General features: G+C 60.9%; 18 protein-coding genes. All 18 read right to left on the minus strand.

All coding sequences use genetic code 11. The features are described 5' to 3' along the window. Positions 1–759: 759 nt before the first annotated feature. Positions 760–1971, minus strand: a complete 1212-nt coding sequence (tyrS, locus tag JFN93_RS13955) for a tyrosine--tRNA ligase (RefSeq protein WP_199384714.1) — start codon at positions 1969–1971, stop codon at positions 760–762. A gap of 175 nt (positions 1972–2146) precedes the next feature. Beyond that, positions 2147–2935 (minus strand): TIGR00282 family metallophosphoesterase, encoded by a 789-nt coding sequence (locus JFN93_RS13960; RefSeq protein ID WP_199384715.1) that lies wholly within the window; start codon positions 2933–2935, stop codon positions 2147–2149. Next, positions 2925–4508 carry a ribonuclease Y gene (rny, locus tag JFN93_RS13965; protein WP_199384716.1) on the minus strand — a complete coding sequence of 528 codons (1584 nt, stop codon included), beginning with the start codon at positions 4506–4508 and terminating at the stop codon, positions 2925–2927. The genes JFN93_RS13960 and rny overlap by 11 nt, the downstream gene beginning before the upstream one ends. Further along, on the minus strand, positions 4505–5083 hold the full coding sequence (locus JFN93_RS13970) for a 5-formyltetrahydrofolate cyclo-ligase (protein ID WP_199384717.1): 579 nt from the start codon (positions 5081–5083) through the stop codon (positions 4505–4507). Before JFN93_RS13970 ends, rny begins: the two co-directional genes overlap by 4 nt. Positions 5084–5406: 323 nt before the next feature. Then, entirely contained in the window at positions 5407–5685 is a 279-nt protein-coding gene (locus tag JFN93_RS13975) for a cell division protein ZapA (RefSeq protein ID WP_199384718.1), read from the minus strand. A 4-nt stretch (positions 5686–5689) separates the two neighbouring features. Beyond that, complete coding sequence (zapB, locus tag JFN93_RS13980) at positions 5690–5866, minus strand: cell division protein ZapB (RefSeq protein ID WP_199384719.1); 177 nt, start codon at positions 5864–5866, stop codon at positions 5690–5692. Positions 5867–5953: 87 nt separating this feature from the next. Further along, positions 5954–7210 carry a signal recognition particle-docking protein FtsY gene (gene ftsY / locus JFN93_RS13985; protein ID WP_199384720.1) on the minus strand — a complete coding sequence of 419 codons (1257 nt, stop codon included), beginning with the start codon at positions 7208–7210 and terminating at the stop codon, positions 5954–5956. A 149-nt stretch (positions 7211–7359) separates the two neighbouring features. Beyond that, positions 7360–10890 carry a chromosome segregation protein SMC gene (gene smc, locus JFN93_RS13990; RefSeq protein WP_199384721.1) on the minus strand — a complete coding sequence of 1177 codons (3531 nt, stop codon included), beginning with the start codon at positions 10888–10890 and terminating at the stop codon, positions 7360–7362. Positions 10891–11142: 252 nt separating this feature from the next. Further along, positions 11143–11655: a 50S ribosomal protein L17 gene (gene rplQ, locus JFN93_RS13995; protein WP_199384722.1), complete on the minus strand. Its 513-nt coding sequence runs from the start codon at positions 11653–11655 to the stop codon at positions 11143–11145. 39 nt (positions 11656–11694) lie between these two features. Beyond that, complete coding sequence (locus JFN93_RS14000) at positions 11695–12714, minus strand: DNA-directed RNA polymerase subunit alpha (RefSeq protein WP_199384723.1); 1020 nt, start codon at positions 12712–12714, stop codon at positions 11695–11697. Positions 12715–12746: 32 nt separating this feature from the next. Then, positions 12747–13373 carry a 30S ribosomal protein S4 gene (rpsD, locus tag JFN93_RS14005; RefSeq protein ID WP_199384724.1) on the minus strand — a complete coding sequence of 209 codons (627 nt, stop codon included), beginning with the start codon at positions 13371–13373 and terminating at the stop codon, positions 12747–12749. Positions 13374–13435: 62 nt separating this feature from the next. Then, positions 13436–13831, minus strand: coding sequence for a 30S ribosomal protein S11 (gene rpsK, locus JFN93_RS14010; RefSeq protein WP_199384725.1), 396 nt, complete (start codon positions 13829–13831; stop codon positions 13436–13438). A gap of 15 nt (positions 13832–13846) precedes the next feature. Continuing rightward, complete coding sequence (gene rpsM, locus JFN93_RS14015; RefSeq protein WP_199384726.1) at positions 13847–14215, minus strand: 30S ribosomal protein S13; 369 nt, start codon at positions 14213–14215, stop codon at positions 13847–13849. Between the two features lie 25 nt (positions 14216–14240). Continuing rightward, positions 14241–14354, minus strand: a complete 114-nt coding sequence (rpmJ, locus tag JFN93_RS14020) for a 50S ribosomal protein L36 (protein WP_085815223.1) — start codon at positions 14352–14354, stop codon at positions 14241–14243. Between the two features lie 34 nt (positions 14355–14388). Next, entirely contained in the window at positions 14389–15135 is a 747-nt protein-coding gene (map, locus tag JFN93_RS14025; RefSeq protein WP_199384727.1) for a type I methionyl aminopeptidase, read from the minus strand. 2 nt (positions 15136–15137) lie between these two features. Next, positions 15138–15782 (minus strand): adenylate kinase, encoded by a 645-nt coding sequence (locus tag JFN93_RS14030; protein ID WP_199384728.1) that lies wholly within the window; start codon positions 15780–15782, stop codon positions 15138–15140. A gap of 10 nt (positions 15783–15792) precedes the next feature. Further along, positions 15793–17100: a preprotein translocase subunit SecY gene (gene secY, locus JFN93_RS14035; protein ID WP_199384729.1), complete on the minus strand. Its 1308-nt coding sequence runs from the start codon at positions 17098–17100 to the stop codon at positions 15793–15795. A 2-nt stretch (positions 17101–17102) separates the two neighbouring features. Further along, positions 17103–17543, minus strand: coding sequence for a 50S ribosomal protein L15 (gene rplO / locus JFN93_RS14040; protein ID WP_199384730.1), 441 nt, complete (start codon positions 17541–17543; stop codon positions 17103–17105). Positions 17544–17575: the final 32 nt, after the last annotated feature.

Consider the following 17575-nt stretch of genomic DNA (forward strand, 5'->3'; position numbering starts at 1 on the left):
TCAATCATTTACGAGGGAAGAATGCCCGTTATGTAGCCGATGGGGCATTTACACAAAATCCTTTACACGCCCTTATCACCAAACGACCAGTCCTAGGGCTGCGCTGATGATAGCCCTGGCTGGTCCGACGAAGGCCATTGCTTACTCAGTTAAGGCAAGGTTTGAGTAAAACATGGCCTTGATCTACTCAATGATGGTCATCATTGGCCCAAAGAAACCCATCCCCTAACCGGGAATTCGCGTGTTTCCGCTGACGATGCTCATCTTTTGTGAAAACATACCGACCAGTGGAATAAGGATGGGGGCAGTAGCGCGAATGATGCCCTGCTCGGCCGCGTTGCCCCCGTAGTTTTTGCCCAACAGGTGCACCGCTTTGTTCAGAATTGAGTATCGGTGAGTAAAAGAGGGCCATCATTGAGTAAAACATGGCCGTGTTTGATCTGGTGATGACCATCTCCACATCAAAGATGGATGCCTTCAGATGAAAGCGGCGGTACGCGCTGCCATGCAAAGAACGCATCCAACAGAAATGCCCGTGTCGTTGGAACGAACACGGGCATCTTTTTTTGAAAGGTGCGTACCGATCGATTGAGTAAAGGGAGGACTCCGCGCGCAACGGACACCTTCAGGTGAAGCACGGATCTCACCGGCGCCATCCGGATCTTCCTTCCCCGATGCGCACCGATCTCGCGGCCGGAATGCCGTCCCTACACCTCAGGCACGCGCCTTCTGCGGAAATGAGGTCCTCGGCAACCCGGTTTACGCAAATCGGACCTTGGCGAAGCGACGCTTGCCTACCTGAATCACGTATTCACCGGTGCAGGCAATCTCCTGGTTCTCGTCGGATATCTTCTCGCCGTTCACCTTGACGCCGCCCCCCTGGATCGAACGACGTCCTTCACTGTTCGATTTGACCAGGCCGGCTTCCGCCAGCACTTTGCAAAGGAGCACCTTCACCCCTTCCGGGACCAGCGTAACTTCGGGCATCTCGTCCGGGGTCTGGTTGTCACGGAAACGCTTGATGAAATTCTCGTCGGCAAGTTCCGCCGCCGTCGGCCCGTGGTACCGGGAAACCAGCTCGCGGGCGAGCTGTTTTTTCGCTGCCATCGGGTGCACCGCGCCGGATTTGAGTTCGGCTTTGAGCTGATCGAACTCCGCCGTGGTGAGATCGCTCAGCAGTTCGTAGTAACGGAGCATGAGCTCGTCGGAGATCGACATCACCTTCCCATAGATCTCATCGGCCGGCTCGTTGATCCCGATGTAGTTCCCGAGCGACTTGCTCATCTTGTTAACGCCGTCCAGACCTTCCAGAAGCGGCATGGTGATGACCGTCTGCGGGGTCTGCCCCCACTCGCGCTGCAGTTCGCGGCCGACCAGCAGGTTGAATTTCTGATCGGTCCCCCCCAGTTCCACGTCCGCCTTCAGGGCAACCGAGTCATACCCCTGAACCAGCGGGTACATGAACTCGTGGATGCTGATCGGCATCTGCGTGTTGAAGCGCTTGCTGAAGTCGTCGCGCTCCAGCATCCGGGCCACCGTGTACTTCGCGGCGAGGCCGATCATGTCGGAGGCGGTGAGCTTGCCCAGCCAGTCGGAGTTGAAGACGACCTTGGTGAGGTTGGGATCGAGGATCTTGAAGACCTGCTCTTTGTAAGTCTCCGCGTTTTTCAAAACGTCCTCGCGGGTGAGCGCTTTTCTGGTCTCGGACTTGCCGGTGGGGTCGCCGATCATCCCGGTGAAGTCGCCGATGAGGAAGTAGACCTCGTGGCCGAGCTTCTGGAACTGGCGCATCTTCTGAAGCAGCACGGTGTGACCGACATGCAGGTCGGGCGCGGTGGGATCGAAGCCCGCCTTTATCTTGAGCGGCACGCCGGTCTTGGCCGACTTCTCGAGCTTTTCGACGAGTTCCTTTTCCACCAGGATCTCGACGGCGCCCCGCTTGATGATCTCCAGCTGCTCAGCAACAGTCATGACTACACCCTCCGATTCTATGGACATTTTCTTCGGGGTCCGCCGAGCCAAAAGGCGTCGGGACCCCATCCTCACCCTGTTCCTCTCCTTGAAGGAGAGGGGACATGACTTAAGCCTTCATCGTCGGGTGCGGGGCATTTTCTGATTGGTTAGCGCTCGTGCGGCGGTTATCCTGCTAGCCGCAGGCGAGGTTGATCCGCTCGATCGTTACGGCGCGGCCGGTAGTCTCGTCGACCCCGATCACCACGGCGTTGATGCGGATGTCCTTCTTGGCCACCTCGAACTTGGACGGGCGCTGGGTGATGAAACGCTCCATCGCCTCTTCCTTTTTCATCCCGATGATGGAATCGAAGGCGCCGGTCATGCCGGCGTCGGTGATATACGCGGTCCCCTGGTTGAGAATCCGCTCGTCGGCGGTCTGGACGTGGGTGTGCGTGCCGACCACCGCCGAGACCCTCCCGTCGAGATACCACCCCATCGCCATCTTTTCCGAGGTCGCCTCGGCGTGGAAGTCCACGAAGATGATCGGCGTCTCTTCCTTGAGCTTCTCGATCTCCTTGTCGGCGCAGCGGAACGGGTCATCGAGGTTGTTCATGAAGACCCGTCCTTCGAGATTGAGGATGCCCACTTTCACCCCGCCGGGAGTGCTGACGATGGCGCTCCCCTTGCCCGGGGTCCCTTCCGGGTAGTTCGCCGGGCGGACCAAGCGAGCCTCACGTTTTACATACTCGAGCGCTTCTTTCTTGTCCCAGATGTGGTTCCCGGAAGTGAGCATCTGGACCCCGCACTTGAAGAGGTCCTGGGCGGTTTCGGCGGTGAGGCCGAAACCGCCGGCGGCATTTTCCCCGTTGGCGATCACCAGGTCGACATAGTGCCGGTCCACGATGCGGTGCAGTTCGCGGGAGAGCGCCTCGCGCCCCGGCTTGCCGATGATGTCGCCGATAAACAGCAGCTTAACGGGCATATTCGGTTGCCCTGGTTTCCCTGATCACGTTGACCTTGATCTGCCCGGGATAGGTCATCTCGGTTTCGATCTTCTTGGCGATGTCTTTGGCCAGGAAGACGGCGCGGTCGTCGGAGACCAGTTCGCTCGACACCATGACGCGGATCTCGCGGCCGGCCTGGATGGCGAAGGAGGTCTGGACGCCGTCGAACGAGGTGGCGATCCGCTCCAGGTCGTCGAGGCGCTTGACGTAGGTCTCCATCATCTCGCGGCGGGCACCGGGACGGGCGCCGGACAGGGCGTCGGCCGCCTGGACCAGGACCGCGAGCACCGTCGAGGGCTTCTCGTCCTCGTGGTGGGCCATGATGGCGTGAATGATCTTGGGGGACTCGCCGTACTTCTTGGCGATGTCGGCGCCGATGACCGCGTGGGAACCTTCGATCTCGTGGTCGACCGCCTTGCCCAGGTCGTGCAAGAGACCGGCACGCTTGGCCTGCTTGACGTTGAGCCCGAGCTCCGCCGCCATGATGCCGCAGAGAAACGCGACTTCCAGCGAGTGCTGGTAGACGTTCTGGCTGTAGGAGGTGCGGTACTTGAGCCGGCCGATCAGCTTGAGGATCTCCGGGTGGATGCCGTGCACGCCGAGGTCGAAGGCGGCCTGGTCGCCGGCCTCCTTCATCGCCTGCTCGATTTCCTCCTGGGATTTGGCGACCACCTCTTCGATGCGCCCCGGGTGGATACGGCCGTCGGCGATGAGTTTCTGCAGCGAAAGCTTCGCGACTTCGCGCCGGACCGGATTGAAGCCGGAGAGGATGACCGCCTCCGGAGTGTCGTCGATGATGAGGTCGATGCCGGTGGCGGCTTCCAGCGCGCGGATATTACGACCTTCGCGGCCGATGATGCGCCCTTTCATCTCGTCGGAGGGGAGCGCAACCACCGAGACGCTCCGCTCGGCGACGTACTCGCCGGCGTACCGCTGCATGGCCAGCGCCAGGATCTCCTTGGACTTCTTGTCCGCGGTTTCCCGGGCCTCTTCCTCCATCGCCTTGATGCGCTTGGCGGCGTCGAGTTTCGCCTCGTCCTCCATGGTATCCATGAGGACCTTTTTCGCCTCGGCGGAGGTCATCCCGGAGATGTGCTCCAGGCGCTCGCGCTGCTCGACGATGAGCGCGTCGACCTTCTCTTCCTTCTGGCCGATCGCCTGCTCGCGTGAGCTGATTCCCTGCTCGCGGCTGGCGAGCCCGCTTTCCCGTTTCAGGAACTCGGCGTCGCGCTGGTCGAACAGGCTCGCCTTCTTGTCGAGGTTTTCTTCCTTCTGCTGGAGCCTCTTCTCCATCGCCTGGAGATCGCGGCGCTTTTCCATCGTCTCGCGCTCGAATTCCTCCTTGGCCTGATATACCGCGTCTTTGGCCTGAACTGCGGCCTCCATCGCCATGACCTCGGTCTGGCGCTTGGCATCTTCAATCATCTTTGCGGCAAGACCTTCAGCATTGGCGACGAGAGAGTCGGAAAGCCTTTTGCGGAGCAGGTTGCCGATCACATATCCGATGCCGCAAGCCACAAGCACCAGTATGATCACAAGTTCAAATCTCACAGTTGCGTACCCCCTATATTGTTATGAACACGAACCACCCGTTCTTCCGTGATGATCAAATCCATCACCACATCGTGCGGCTCGCCGAGAATCTCCGACAGAAGCTGAAAGCCGTAGCAAAACGCCACCAGCCTCCCGGCCCCCTCCATCCGGTGGAGGGCTTTGTCGTAAAAGCCTTTCCCGTATCCGATGCGCCGGCCGTAGCTGTCGAAACAGATCCCCGGCACGACGATCAGGTCGAAAAAGGTAGGATCAAGGGACGCCCCTTGCGGCTCCAGGATCCCGAAACGCCCCGGATGCAACTCGGAGAGATCCCGGACCTCGCGAAAGCTCAGATGTTCCCCGACGGCAGCCGGGAAACAGACCCGCTTCCCCAGATCCAACGCCTGCCGTGCGACGAGCACGGTCTCGACCTCGTTGTGGATCGGCGAGTAAAGGGCAATGGACCGGGCCGTCTGAAACTCAGGCAACGCCAAGAAGCGCTCCTGGATACTCAGGCTCATCGCATCGACCTGCTCGGCGGCAAGCCCCTTGCGCGTTGCGAGGGTCTTGCTTCTCAGGATCGTTTTGGGCATACGGTGCAGCTTTCCGTGCTACGGCATAGCGAGGAGACGGACGCAAAGGTCCAAAACGGCAGGTACTCGAGGAGAGATGGGTGCGGACTGGAACTACCGAGGCAGAGCGTTGACAGGAATCGTAGGATGGGCCGCGTTCAAATGAAGCGCCTTGAACTTATGTTAATGCAGCCCTACACCTCAGGGTTGCCGGTGATCGGCCCCTTCAGGCTACCTATCGACACGGGTGAGGCAAAGGACGCCTTCCCGGATGAGTCTGACAAAACTACCGCTACTTCCAATGCGCTATATAGAACAATCTCTCGCAAGAGACCTGGGAAAACCTATGGTGCGGCTACTTCGATCCGCGACAGCAGCGTCTGGATACGTGAGTGCAGGGTGCGCTGCTGCTCCTCGACCTGGTTGCGAGCCTTGAGGCAAGCCTCCGCGAGGTTCATCATGGCGAGAATGACCACCAGCTGGGTGTCCGCGCCGGACAGGGCGATACCCGCCTCGTCCAGGGTGGAATTCACCAGGGCTTCCACCTCGGCGACCTCTTCCGGGGTGGCGTCACTTTTTACCTGGAGCTCTCGCCCCAGCACCTTGATGGTATGTGTGACCAACGGGTCAGACCCCTTCCAGCTTGCTAAGAATGGAATCGATTCGGGTGCGGACACCCTTTTTCTCTTCCTTCAGCCGTCGGTTTTCTTCCCTCAAAAGGTCATTCTCCCCCTTCAGCTGGCTTAAAGCCTCGAGAAGAGCGACGACACGACCTTCCAGTTCGTCGAAAGAATCAACGCTCATTGGGCACCTTTTTCCTCGCCGAGGATATGAAAATCGTAAGGAAAAGTCAAGGAATATCCTGTATCGATAAGGGTTTTGCGCCGGGCGTTACTCGAACAGCGCATCGACGAACTGGGCGGGATCGAACTCCCGGAGATCCTCCACGGTCTCGCCGACGCCGATGAAGCGAATCGGGAGGGTGTACTCATGGCTCACCGCAACCACGATTCCACCCTTAGCCGAGCCGTCGAGCTTGGTGAGAACGACGCCGGAAACCTGGGCCGCCTCCTTGAAAAGCTGCGCCTGGGAGAGGGCATTCTGGCCGGTAGCGGCGTCGAGAACCAGCAGCGTCTCGTGCGGCGCCTCGGGGATTTCCCGGGTCAGGACGCGGCGGATCTTCTTCATCTCCTCCATCAGGTTGACCTTGGTATGCATACGTCCGGCGGTATCGATGATGAGGACGTCGGAGGAACGGGCCAGGGCGGCTTTGCAGGCATCGAAGACAACCGCGGAAGGGTCGGCTCCTTCCTTGTGACGGACGATCTCGGCCCCGACCCGGTTGGCCCAAAGCTCGAGCTGTTCGGCAGCTGCGGCGCGGAAGGTATCGCCCGCAGCGAGAAGAACCTTCTTCCCTTCGGCGCGGTACTTGGCGGCAAGTTTACCGATGGTGGTGGTCTTACCTACCCCGTTGACCCCGATCACCAGGATCACGAAGGGATTTTTGCCGGAGACGTCGAGTCTGGAGTGCTGGGCGAGGAGCCGCTGCAGGATTTCCTCTTTCAGGGCGCGCTTTACCGCCTCGCCGTCCTGGAGCTCGTTTCTTTTCAACCGCTGCTCCAGGGTGCGGATCAGGTCGACGGTGGTCTTCACCCCGATATCGGAGGTGATCAGGATCTCCTCCAGCTCGTCGAGGGTGTCGGCGTCGATCTGTTTTTTGCCGAGGAGCAGCGTATCCACCCGGCCGATGATGGTCTCGTGCGTCTTGCTCAGACCGCGCTTGAGGCGCTCGAAGAAGCTGAGCTTCCCTTCGGTGGGTTTGTCGGCCGGCATCTCGAGCCCCCGGGGGGGCTCGACGGCGGGGAGTTCCGCCGCGGGGGGCTCGATCGCCGGTGCGGCCAGCGGGGGCGGGGTGACCGATGCCGGCCGGGCGACGGGGATCTCCTCGCTCAAAACAACCGACTCGGCGCCGCTGGGAGCGGCGGTCTCTTCGGGATGGGAGGGAACGACCGCGCCGGGAAGCCCGGTCTCGGGAGGGATCTCCTGGCTCGCGGGCGGCTGCGGGCGCTCCTCTTCCGGCGAGGTCTCCTGGAAACCGAGTTTTCTGAAGAGTCCTTTGAAAAAGCCTTTATTGTTTTCCTCAGCCATGAGTCGAGATCTCCTTGGTGGATGACATTCGCCCCTCCGGACGGGGAGGGAGGATTTTTAAGCTGCCGGGAAGGCACGCTCTGCCCACGCAGGCTTTGATGGTGGGCCTAGGGGGAGCCCACCCTGCCTTGGCATGGGGTGATCGGCCCTCAGCAGTTCAGGCGGACCGAGACCAGCTTGGACACGCCGGGCTCTTCCATGGTCACGCCGTAGAGGGTGTCGGCGACGGCCATCGTGGAACGGTTGTGGGTGATGATGATGAACTGCGAGTTGGCACTCATCTCCCGCACCATTTCGTTGAATCTCCCGATGTTAGCATCGTCGAGCGGCGCGTCCACCTCGTCGAGCAGGCAAAACGGCGACGGCTTGATCAGGAAGATGGAGAAGATCAGCGCCACCGCGGTGAGCGCCTTCTCGCCACCGGAAAGCAGGGAGACGTTCTGGAGCTTCTTGCCCGGGGGCTGGACCACGATCTCCAGTCCCGTGGTAAGGAGGTCTTCCTCGTCGGTCAGCCGGAGCTCGGCGTGACCGCCGCAGAAAAGGCGCGGGAAGATCTGCTGGAATTTCTCGTTGACCAGTTGGAAGGTCTCCAGGAAGCGCTTGCGCGTGGTGCGGTTGATCTTCTGGATCGCCTTCTGCAGGGAGTTCATCGACTCTTCCAGATCGACCTTCTGGGCGGAAAGGAAATCGTAACGCTCCTCCATCGCCTTGAACTCGTCGATCGCCATGAGGTTTACTTCCCCCATCTCGTCGATCACCTTCTGCAGCTCGGCCCGGCGGCTCCCCCGCTCGGTCTCGTCCCACTCCTGGCGGCCGTAACGATCCAGGACTTCGCCCACCTGCATGCGGTACTTCTCGGACAGGGTCTCTTCCAGGTGGCTTACCTGCATGGCCAGCTCGGAGAGGCGCAGCTGTCCGGCATTGATGCCGTCGCGCAAGGCAATGGCTTCGCTGTTGCCGCCTTTGAGCCTGGTTTCTTCTTCGCGCAGCGCGGTGGAATCGGCCTCGAACCGCTCGCGCACCGCTACCAGCGCCTGCTCCGCTTTCTCGAGATTCTTGAGCGTGGCGGCGATGGCGGACTCCCCTTCCTGAATCGCCTTTTCCAGGCGCCCCCGCTCACCGCCGGCCCCCTCGAGATCCTTGGAACGGGTGGTGATGCGCGCGGTCAAGTCGGCGGTAAGCCCCTCCACGCGCTTGCGGCCGCGCTGGACCGATTCCCCCTTCTCTTTCAGCGCGGCGACGCGCACCTTGAGGGAAGTGACCAGCTCGCGGGCTTCCTCGATCTCGAACCGGGAACCTTGGAGGCGCTGCATCAAGGCCTCCACGTTCTGTTCGAGCTGGACCTTGCGCTCCTCGGCGGCAGCCTTCCGAGCTGCGACCTCGGCGAGTTCCTTGGTTACCGACTCGCGCTCCTCGGTGAGCTGGTCTTCCTCCATCTCGCGGATCGAGGCGTTCTCTTCGAGCCGCGCCTGCTCAGCCAGACGGCTTTGCCGGTCCTTGCCGGTGTTCACGATCTGGATTTCCAGCCGGTGCAGAGCCTGGCGCAGTTCCCCCCGCTCGGCCTCGACCTCCTTGATCTCCTCGCGCCGCTTTTCACGCGCGGCGGCCAACGCTTCGACTTCCTCGCCAAGCTCCGTGACCCTGGTGGTCAGTTCCCGGATCTCGCGCTTTTTATGGATGATGCCCGGGCCCGCCGCTTCCGGCGAGCCGCCGTTCAGGATGCCGCCGGCATGGACGGTATCGCCATCGGGAGTGACAAAGCAACAACCCGGATAGCTCTCCCCTTTTTTCAGGGCGTCCTGGAGATCGGCGGCGAGGTAGGCGCCGGCCAAAAGCGGCTCGATATAGGGGGCAAGATCGCGTTTCACCTTTACCTTGGCCAGCAGCGGCTCGCACTGCGGTGCCGCCGCCGGGGCGCCAAAGTGGACCGGAGGGGCGGTGACAAAGCTGGCCCGGCCGCCATTTCCCTTCAAGTGGTTCAACGCATCGAGGGCATGGTTGCTGGAAGTGCACAAAAGGTACTGGAGACGCTCGCCCAGAACGGATTCGACCGGCACTTCGTAGGCCTCCTCCACCTCTATGGCATCGGCGAGAAGCGTAAAGGGAATCCCCTTGAAACGGTCGGCCAAAAGGACGCTGCGAACCCCCTGCCCGTAGCCGGCAAGCTGCTCTTCCAACTCCTTCAGGGATTTGAGCCGGGAGCTGAGGCCGGAAAGCTCTTCGCGCTTGTGAGCGAGCTCCTTCTCGCAGGCTTCCTGGGCCTTGCGCAGCTCGACCTCGCGGGAGTTCAGCAGCAGGAGCTCTTCTTCGGATTCCGTCTTGCGGCGGTTGAGGGTGTCCAGTTCGCCGGTCAGCTGGCTCGCATGGTCCGACGCCTCCGCGAGTCGTTCACCGAGAAGGACGCGCTCACGCTGGTTTGCGGCGATCCGGTCGGAGAGGCCGGCCAGGCGCTTTTCACCGGCGACGATCTGGTTTCCGGCCTGGGTCGACTCGGAAATGGCCGTGAAAACGGCGCGCCGCGCCTCGTCGAGTTCCCGGGTTACCGAGCTCTCGGCGAGGGTCATTTCCTCCAGGAGCGCCTCGCGGTTCTCCAGCTCTTCGGCTTCCCGGGCCAGGTCCGTCTGCAGGGAGCGCTCCTGGTCGGACAGGGCAACCAACTCGGCCTGCGCCGCAGCGAGCTGACTCTTGAGTCCTTCGAGTTCCTCGCGAAACCGCTCCCCCTGTTTCTCCAGGTTGGCGAGCTCCCGGCGCTGGAACTCAAGGCGGTTCTCGCCGCCCTGGAGCTCACCTTTGAGACGAAAGATCTCTTCCTGAGCCGCGGCAAGCTGCCGCTCGGTTTCGGCCAGGAGGAACTTCCGCTTTTCGATCTCCATCTCGGCGGAGGAAAGGGACGCGCTCAGCGCGGCGAAAGCCTCCTGGTGCTTCGCGACCTCCTGCTCCAGGGTTTTCCGCTCTTCCTGGAGCTTGCGGTGCCCTTTCGCGGCAAAGCCAAGTTCGATCTCACGCAGCTCCTGGCGCACCTCGCGAAACCGCTCCGCCCTTTTTGCCTGGCGCTGCAGACCGTTCATCTGGCGCTTGATTTCGGTGACGATGTCCCCGATGCGCAAGAGATTCTGCCGGGTCGACTCGATCTTCTTGAGAGCTACGACCTTGCGCGCCTTGAACTTGGTGACCCCGGCCGCCTCTTCGATGAGGAAGCGGCGTTCCTCCGGCTTGGCATGGAGGATCATCCCGATCTTCCCCTGCTCGATGATCGAGTAGGCGCGGGCGCCGATACCGGTGTCCATGAACAGTTCGGCGACGTCGAGCAGGCGGCACGGGATCTTGTTGATGAGGTAGTCGCTCTCGCCGTCCCGGTAGAGGCGGCGGGTTACCTGGATTTCGGTGAAGTTGAGGTATTTGGCGGGAACGCGTCCGTCCTCGGTGGAGAAGACCAGGGAGACCTCGGCCATCCCCAGCGGCTTCCGGTACTCGGTGCCGTTGAAGATGATGTCTTCCATCGCCTTGCCGCGCAGGTTCTTGGCGGACTGCTCCCCCATCACCCAGCGGATGGCATCCACGACGTTGGACTTGCCGCAGCCGTTGGGACCGACGATGGAGGTGATGGCCTGGTTGAATTCGAGGGAGACCTTGTCCTGGAAGGATTTGAAGCCGAGGATTTCGAGACGCTTTATCTTCATGGGGCCGTCATAGTAACAGAGAGGAAGATTTTGTGTAAAGAATTTCTGGGGGTCGGGGATCCGGGGTCGGGGGGCGGGGCGAGGCTGTGGCACCCATCCCCACCCTGCCCCTCTGCTTCAAGGAAAGGGGACGTTACCGGCGACGGCGCCGACCAGGAGCCGCTTTTTTGCAGGTGACGGATATCTTGGGCAGATACGCAAAAAAAGGCACGGTTGCCCGTGCCTTTTTCCATTTCTGCTATGTGCCGGGGATTACTCCTCGGTTTTTTCCTCAGCCGGTGCTTCGACCGGTGCCGCTTCGGCGGCCGGAGCGGCTTCGACGACAACCGGCTCAGGAGCAGCCGGTGCGGCCGGTGCAGCTTTGACGGCTTTTTTCGCCGGCTTGGCAGCAGCCTTCTTCGGCTTCATCTCTTCTTCCACCAGTTCGATGATGGAAACCGGAGCGGTGTCGCCCGGGCGGATGCCGAGCTTGATGATCCGGGTGTAGCCGCCGGGACGGTCAGCATACTTCGGCGCGATGGTCGTGAAAAGCTTGGTCACGACCTTCTTGTCGCGGATGTAGGCGGCCGCCTGACGAGTGGCGTGCAGATCGCCCTTCTTACCCAGGGTGATCATCTTTTCCGCGATGGAACGGAGTTCCTTCGCTTTGGCATCGGTGGTGGTAATGCGACCGTGCTCCAGAAAGGAGGTAACCATGTTCCTGAACATGGCGATCCTGTGGCTCGTGGTCCTTCCTAATCTTCTACCCGCGTTTCCGTGACGCATATCTTTTCACTTCCTTTCTAGTGTAAATGAGTAATGGTACTACTCTTCCTTCTGCTCGCCCCGCAGCCGGCGCATGATCTCCGGATCCGGGAAGTTCTCGAGCTTCATGCCCAGGGTAAGCCCCATGTCGACCAGGATGTCCTTGATCTCGTTCAGGGACTTGCGGCCGAAGTTCTGGGTCTTGAGCATCTCGGCTTCGGTCCGGGAGACCAGTTCGCCGATCAGCTTGATGCCGGCGTTCTTGAGGCAGTTGGCGGAACGGACCGACAGCTCGAGTTCGTCGACCGAACGGTAGAGGTTCTCGTTGAACCGCTCGCGCTCCTCTTCCGGCTCGGCCTCCTCCTGGGGCTCCACATCCTCGTCAAAGTTGATGAAGATATTGAGCTGATCCTTGAGGATCTTGGATGCGTAAGCCACGGCGTCCTGGGGCTTGACCGAACCGTCGGACCAGACCTCGATGGTGAGGCGGTCGTAGTCGGTGATCTGCCCGACGCGGGCGTTGGTGACGGTGAAGTTCACCTTGTGGATGGGGGAGAAGATTGCGTCGATCGGAATGGTCCCGACCGGGGCTTTCTCGTCGCGGTTGCGGTCGGCCGGGACGTACCCTTTGCCGAGCTTCACCATCATGTCCATCTCAAGGTTCGCGTCCTTGGAGCAGGTCGCGATGTGGTGCTCAGGGTTGAGGATCTCGACGTTCTGGTCGGTAAGGATGTCCTTCGCCTTGACGACCCCTTCCCCCTTCTGCACGATCCGGATCATCCGCGGCTCGTTACCGTGCAGCTTGAGCCGGACCCCTTTCAGGTTCAGGATGATGTCGGTCATGTCCTCGGTGACACCGGGAACCGCGGAGAACTCGTGCAGCACCCCCTTGGCCCGGACGGAGACGATAGCCGCCCCCTGGAGCGAGGAGATGAGAACCCGACGCAGGCCGGTACCGAGGGTGGTACCGAAGCCGCGCTCAAAAGGCTCCGCGAAGAATTTTCCGTATGTATTCGTAAGCGTCTCTGTTTCAACCTGAAGTTTCTTCGGTCTAATCAGGTCGCGCCAGTTTTTATACATTTAGATCCCCCTGTACAGGTGTTGTGCGCCCTTTACTTGGAGTAGAGTTCGACGATGAGCTGCTCCTGGATCGGCATGGTGATGTCTTCGCGGACCGGAAGCATCTTCATCGTCCCCTTGGCGGCGTCTTTGTCCAGCTCAAGCCACTGCGGGATACCCCGGCGGACGACAGCTTCGAGGGATTCGTTGATCGCGGTGATTTTGCGGCTCTTCTCGCGCAGCTGCAGCACCTCGCCCGGCTTGACCTGGATGGACGGAATGTTCACCTTGCGGCCGTTGAGGGTGAAGTGGCCGTGACGCACCAGCTGGCGCGCCTCGGTGCGGGAAGTAGCGAAGCCGAGACGGTAGACGACGTTGTCGAGCCTTCTCTCCAGGAGGAATAGAAGGTTTTCGCCGGTGACGCCCTTCATCCGGTCAGCGGTTTCGAAGTAGCCACGGAACTGTTTTTCGAGGATCCCGTAGATGCGGCGGACCTTCTGCTTTTCGCGCAGCTGAACGCCGTAGTCGGAAACTTTTACGCGGCCCTGACCGTGCTGCCCCGGGGGATAGCTCCGTCTCTTAATGGCACATTTATCGGTGAAGCAGCGCTCGCCCTTAAGAAACAGCTCAGCCCCTTCCCTTCTGCACAGCCTGCATACAGGCCCTGAATACCTAGCCAATTGATGACCTCCTTGATCCTATCCTTACCTGGCCGCCTGCGGCGGCCAGGGATTTCGTTACCTTAGACCCTTCTTCTCTTCGGCGGACGGCACCCGTTGTGCGGAATCGGGGTTACGTCGCGGATGAAGCTCACCTGGAAGCCGGCAGCCTGCAGGGCGCGCAGCGCGCTCTCACGGCCGGAACCGGGGCCCTTCACATAGACTTCCAGGGAGCGCATGCCGTGCTCCTGAGCCTTGCGAGCGGCATCTTCCGCGGCAACCTGGGCAGCAAACGGAGTGCTCTTACGCGACCCCTTGAAGCCCTTGGCGCCGGAGGTGCACCAGGCGACCACGTTACCGACCGGGTCGGTGATGGTGATCATGGTATTGTTGAACGTCGCCTGAATGTGGGCCACGCCGTTGGGAATGTTCTTTTTCTCTTTCTTCTTCTTAACGACCTTCTTAGCCGGGCTCGCCATTATCCCTCCAGTTTCCTATTTCTTCTTGCCGGCGACAGTACGAGCCGGTCCCTTCCGAGTGCGAGCATTGGTCTTGGTTCTCTGTCCGCGGACGGGGAGACCTTTGCGGTGACGCAGGCCACGGTAGCACCCGAGGTCCATGAGCCGCTTGATGCTCATCGAGATGTCACGGCGCAGGTCGCCTTCCACCTTGACGTTCTTGTCGATATAGTCCCTGATCTTGGAAACCTCAGCCTCGGTGAGGTTGTCGCAGCGGGTATTCGTGTCAATACCGGTTGCCGCGAGGATCTCCTGGGACAACGATCTGCCGATCCCGTAAATGTAGGTCAGCGCGATCTCGATTCTCTTATTTTTGGGTAGGTCTACCCCTGCGATACGTGCCAATGCCCGCTCCTCCTATGGATTACTCTTAGCCCTGTCTCTGGGAATGCTTGGGAATCTCGCAAATAACACGCACGATGCCCTTACGCTTTACAATCTTGCATTTGACGCAGATTTTCTTAACCGATGCCCGAACCTTCATAGTTTTCCTTCCCCTTAAAAAGACAATTGCACTTTTAAAGTGTCGTCAGTATCTGCGGTCCCCGCTCGGTGACGGCTACCGTATGCTCGAAATGGGCGGAGAGCCCTCCGTCGCAGGTGACGGCGGTCCAGCCGTCCTTGAGCACCCGCACGTCGAAGCCCTTCTCGTTGATCATCGGCTCGATGGCGAGCACCATGCCGGCGCGGAGCTTGGGGCCCTTGCCGGGAGCGCCGAAGTTCGGGATCTGCGGCCCCTCGTGGAGCTCCTTCCCGATGCCATGGCCCACGAAATCGCGGACAACGGAAAAACCGCGGGCCTCGACGTAGGACTGGACCGCGTGCGAGATGTCGGAAAGTCTGTTTCCGACGATCGCCGCCGCAATTGCAGCATCGAGGGATTCGCGGGTCGCCGCCAAAAGCCGCGTGGCGGTTTCGGAGATCTTCCCGACCGGCAGTGTCACCGCGGCGTCGCCGTAAAAGCCGCCGTAGATGACCCCGTAGTCGAGGCTCACAATGTCGCCCGTGACGAGCACGCGCTCGGACGGCATTCCGTGTACCACCTGCTCGTTGACCGAGCAACAAAGCGAATAGGGGTACCCGCTGTACCCCTTGAACGCCGGAACTGCCTTTCGCTTCCGGGTCTCGCGCTCGGCGAACTGGTCCAGTTCGATGAGCGACACCCCCGGTTTGACTATCTCTTGCAGCCCGGCGAGGATCTCGGCGACCATCCTGCCGGGAAGACGCATCTTGTCGATCTCGGCCGGTGACTTGAGGACGATCACCGCTAACCCTGAATCTGGGCCAGGATCTCCGCCTGGACCCCGTCGACGGTGCCGAGCCCGTTTACGCTGCGGAGCAGGCTGGCGTCGCGGTAGTAGGAGATCAGCGGGGCGGTCTGCTCTTCGTAGACCGTGAGCCGCTTCATGATCGTCTCTTCCTTGTCGTCTTCACGCTGGAAAAGAGCGCCGCCGCAGGCGTCGCAGATCCCTTCCAGTTTGGCCGGAGCGAACTTCACGTGGTAGACCGCGCCGCATTTAGCACAGGCGCGCCGCCCGGTAAGCCTGGTGAGAAGCTCCTGGGAGTCGACCGACAGGGAGATCACGTGGTCGATGCCGCGCTTGAGGCCGGCGAGCACCCCTTTCAGGGCGTCGGCCTGGGCCACGGTGCGGGGAAAGCCATCCAGGATGAAGCCGGGAGCGCAGTCCGCCTGGGCGAGCCGCTCCTCCACGATACCGATCACGACGGAATCCGGAACCAGGGCGCCGGAATCCATGTAACGTTTGGCCTCGACCCCCATCGGGGTCTGCTCTTTAACGGCAGCCCGCAGTATATCGCCGGTGGATATCTGCGGGATCCCGAACTTCTCGATTAGCAGTTTTGCCTGCGTGCCTTTGCCAACCCCCGGAGGGCCCAGGAGAATCAGATTCATGAAGTCGCCTCTATTTCCGGCCCTGGATCCGGACGCCCTTCATGAACCCTTCGTAGCTGCGGGTGATGAGGTGCGCCTCGATCTGCGCCAAGGTATCCATGCCAACCCCTACCGCGATGAGCAGCGCCGTGCCGCCGAAGTAGAAGGGGAGGTTGAACTTCCCGATCAGGATCGAAGGGAGGACGCAGACCGCCGAGATGTAGATGGCGCCGGCAAACGTAAGCTTGGTAAGTACCGAGTCGAGGAAGTCGGAGGTTTCCTTGCCGGGACGGACCCCGGGAATGTAACCGCCCTGTTTCTTTACGTTATCCGCGACATCGATCGGGTTGAAAGTCACAGCCGTATAGAAATAGCAGAAAAATACGATGAAGACAACATAAAAAACTTCGTAAAGCCAGTTCCCGGGGGTCAGGCTCTTCGAGGCCCGCTGTACCCAGGGGACGTTGATGAAGTTGCCGACGGTGGCCGGGAACATGATGATCGAAGAAGCGAAGATCGGCGGGATGACCCCGGCCATGTTCACCTTGAGCGGCAGGTGCGAGCTCTGCGCCCCGAAGGTCTTCAGCCCCACCACCCGCTTGGCGTAGTGGATCGGGATGCGGCGCTGGCCGCGCTCCATGAAGACGACCGCCGCGATCACCGCGAACATGACCAGCGCGACGATGAGCAGGACGAAGATGGAAAGCTCCCCGGTCTTGATGAGCCGCGCCGAGTTCATCAGCGCGGTCGGGATCCGGGCCACGATGCCGGCGAAGATGATCAGCGAGATGCCGTTGCCGATCCCCTTCTCGGACATCTGCTCGCCGAGCCACATGATGAAGGCGGTGCCGGCGGTCAGGGTCATCACGGTGAGGAGCCGGAAGCCCCATCCCGGATTGGGAACGACCAGCTCGCCGGCCGGTCCGCGCATCGCTTCCAGGCCGATCGAGATGCCGAAGGCCTGGACCACGGAGAGGACGACCGTCCCGTAGCGGGTGTACTGGATGATCTTCTTGCGCCCCGCCTCCCCTTCCTTGGCCAGCTTCTCCACCGACGGAACGACGACCTGGAGGAGCTGGAAGATGATGGAGGAGGAGATGTACGGCATGATGCCGAGGGCGAAGACGGTCAGCTTTTCCAAAGCCCCACCGGAGAACATGTCGAACATCCCGAGCAGGGTCCCCTGGGCCGCCTTGAAGAAGTGGGCCAGGGCCTGTGCGTCGATCCCGGGGGTCGGGATGTGACACCCAACCCGGTAGACCGCCAGCATGCCAAGAGAGAAAAGGACTTTCTTTTTAAGCTCGGGAATCTTGAAAATGTTCTGGAAGGCTTCTATCAAAACTAGATCTCCTCGACAGAACCACCTGCAGCCTGGATTTTTTCGCGTGCGGTAGCGCTGAACTTGTGGGCCTTGATGGTAAGCGCCTTGGTGAGCTCACCGTCGGCGAGGACCTTCACGCCGTCTTTGACGCCGGAGATGAAGCCGCCCTTGATGAGCGCATCGATATCGACCACGCTCCCCGCCTCGAAGGCGTCGAGCTGCCCGATGTTGACCAGGGCGTACTCTTTCTTGGTGAGCGGGGTGAAGCCGCGCTTGGGAAGCCTTCTGTGCATCGGCATCTGGCCGCCCTCGAACCCGGGCTTGACCGAGCCGCCGGAGCGGGCCTTCTGGCCCTTGTGGCCTTTGGTTGCGGTCTTGCCGTGGCCGGAGCCCGTGCCCCGCCCGATGCGCTTCCTGTTTTTCGTCGAACCGGCTGCCGGTTTAATAGTATTTAATTGCATGATCTCACCTTTAGATTCAGTTCGAAGTTCAG

Source organism: Geomesophilobacter sediminis (assembly GCF_016458275.1).
Taxonomy (GTDB): Bacteria; Desulfobacterota; Desulfuromonadia; order Geobacterales; family Geobacteraceae; genus Geomesophilobacter; species Geomesophilobacter sediminis.